Here is a 1,851-nt window from a genome sequence, read left to right on the forward strand (position 1 = left end):
CTCACGGTGGGCCTGCGGCTGCTGGACCTGGGCGTGGCGCTGGAGGCCCACGGCCAGAACCTGCTGGTGGTGCTGGCGGCGGACGGCACCCCGCTGCGGCTGGTCTACCGCGATCTGGCCGACATCCGCATCAGCCCCGCCCGGCTGTCCCGGCACGGCATCACCCCGCCCGCCGTCACCGGCCGCCTGATCACCGACGACCCCACGGTCCTGCGCCGCAAGCTCTTCGGCTCCCTGGTGTCCGGCGCCCTGGCCGGCACGGCGGGCTCCGCCCAGTCCCTGGCCACCGCCCTGGAGGAAGCCCTCCCCGACCTCCCCCCGACCCCCGACCTGCCCGCCCTGCGCGAGGACCCCCTCCCCACGAAGGCCCTGACCCTGATGCGCCTGTCACCCACCGGGGCGGGGGATCTGTGGACGGAGCTGCCGCAACCGCGCTCGCTGTCCCATCACGCCGGTGCCGTTCCGGTCGGCCGGAAACGGCGTTGACCTCTTCCCCTGGCGTTCGAATGGGTACCGATCACCGAGCGAGAGGAGTGCCACGTCCCGTGCGAGCACTGGGCATCGAGGGCGCCTGGGTCTACGAGCCACGGGTCTTCGACGACGACCGGGGCACCTTCCACGAGTGGTTCCGTCCGGATGTGCTGCGCGCCGCCACCGGCCGGTCCATGACCGTCGCCCAGGCCAATCACTCGGTGTCCCGCCGGGGTGTCGTACGGGGCGTCCACTACAGCGCCGTACCGCCGGGCCAGGCCAAGTACGTCACCTGTGTGCGGGGTGCGGTCCTCGATGTGGTGGTCGACCTGCGCACGGGGTCCCCCACCTTCGGGGGCTGGGAGGCCGTCACCCTGGACGACCGTACGCACCGGGCGGTGTTCCTCGCCGAAGGGCTGGGCCACGGCTTCGCCGCGCTCACCGACGACGCGACCGTGGTCTATCTGTGCTCCACCCCGTACGCCCCGGAGCACGAGCACGGCATCGATCCGTTCGACAGGGACCTCGGCATACGCTGGCCGGCCGGGGCGGGGACGGTGCTGTCCGACCGGGACCGGGAAGCGCCGTCGCTGGCCGAGGCGGGTGCGCGCGGCCTGCTGCCCCGGTACGCGTCGTGCTGACGAGGTGGCTGGTCACCGGGGCCGAGGGCCTGCTGGGGCAGGACCTGGTCCGGGTGCTGGCCGCCCGGCGGTTGGACACCCTCGCCCTGTACCGGCGGGAACTGGACGTCACCGACCGGGGGGCCGTGCACGCCGCGGTACGCGCCGTCCGTCCCGCGATCGTGGTCAACTGCGCGGCGTGGACCGACGTCGACGCCGCCGAACGGCAGGCCGGGCGGGCCCGCGCCGTCAACACGGACGGGGCCCGCCATGTCGCCGAGGCCTGCGCCGCGACCGGGGCCGTACTGCTCCACCCGTCCACCGACTACGTCTTCGCCGGAACCGCCACCGCTCCCTACCCGGAGACGGCCCCGACCGAGCCGCGCACCGTCTACGGCCGCACCAAACTGGACGGCGAGCAGGCGGTGCTGAGGACGCTGCCCGAGCGCGGACACGTGGTCCGCACGGCATGGCTGTACGGCGCCCACGGCCCCAACTTCGTGCGCACGGTGATCGAACGGGAAGCGCGGCTCGCCACCCTGGACGTGGTCGACGACCAGTACGGCCAGCCGACCTGGACGGTGGAGCTGGCCGGTCTGCTGGTGCGGCTGGGCGAGGCCGCCGCCCGGGGTGTCGCCCCACCGGGCGTCTACCACGCGACCGCTTCGGGCACGACGACCTGGTACGGGCTGGCCCGCGAGGTGTTCCGGCTGCTGGGACGGGATCCGGACCGGGTCCGGCGTACCACCACCGCGGCGCT

3 protein-coding genes are annotated in these 1,851 nt (G+C 74.1%); all 3 read left to right on the forward strand.

Annotation, left to right across the window (positions count from 1 at the left end):
- Window positions 1-486: IucA/IucC family C-terminal-domain containing protein (locus H5J33_RS33650; RefSeq protein WP_309485551.1), on the forward strand; the 486-nt coding region annotated here is incomplete at its 5' end.
- Between the two features lie 59 nt (window positions 487-545).
- On the forward strand, window positions 546-1,112 hold the full coding sequence (gene rfbC, locus H5J33_RS33655) for a dTDP-4-dehydrorhamnose 3,5-epimerase (RefSeq protein ID WP_309485552.1): 567 nt from the start codon (window positions 546-548) through the stop codon (window positions 1,110-1,112).
- Window positions 1,106-1,851: dTDP-4-dehydrorhamnose reductase (gene rfbD / locus H5J33_RS33660; protein ID WP_181798473.1), on the forward strand; the 746-nt coding region annotated here is incomplete at its 3' end. The genes rfbC and rfbD, both read left to right, overlap by 7 nt.

It is taken from the genome of Streptomyces sp. WELS2, from assembly GCF_013870595.1.
In the GTDB taxonomy this organism is placed as follows: Bacteria; Actinomycetota; Actinomycetes; order Streptomycetales; family Streptomycetaceae; genus Streptomyces.